This window comes from Lentzea indica, from assembly GCF_012184385.1.
Taxonomy (GTDB): Bacteria; Actinomycetota; Actinomycetes; order Mycobacteriales; family Pseudonocardiaceae; genus Lentzea; species Lentzea indica.
Map to the genome: position 1 here is coordinate 1 of NZ_VSRL01000614.1, position 556 is coordinate 556.

Here is a 556-nt window from a genome sequence, read left to right on the forward strand (position 1 = left end):
ATCGAGATCCCCTCCGACCTCCACAAGGACCTCGTCCCGCTCGCCTTCCTGCTCGGCAACTGGGCCGGTGCGGGCGTGCACGACTTCCCCGGCTCCGAGAAGTGCAACTTCGGTCAGGAGGTCACCTTCACGCATGACGGCAGGGACTTCCTGGAGTACCAGTCCCACACCTGGGTGCTGGACAACGACGGGAACAAGGTCAGGCCCCTGGAGTCCGAGCACGCCTTCTGGCGGATCGACGCCGACCGCAAGGTCGAGGTGACGATGACCCGCGACGACGGTGTCATCGAGATCTGGTACGGCGAGCTGGCCGACAAGAAGCCCCAGATCGACCTGGTCACGGACGCGGTGGCCCGCACGGCCGCCTCCAGCCCCTACACCGGCGGCAAGCGTCTGTACGGCTACGTCAAGAGCGACCTGATGTGGGTCGGCGAGAAGCAGACCCCCGAGGTCGAGCTGCGCCCCTACATGTCCGCGCACCTGAAGAAGGTCGTCACCCCGGAGGACGTCGAACGCTGGGCCAAGGCCCTCCCGGACGACATGCCGGACGACGGGA

General features: G+C 66.7%; 1 protein-coding gene. It reads left to right on the plus strand.

All coding sequences use genetic code 11. The features are described from left to right. Nucleotides 1-556, plus strand: a 556-nt coding sequence (locus FXN61_RS49965) for a heme-binding beta-barrel domain-containing protein (RefSeq protein ID WP_188136355.1), incomplete at both ends; no start/stop codon positions are given.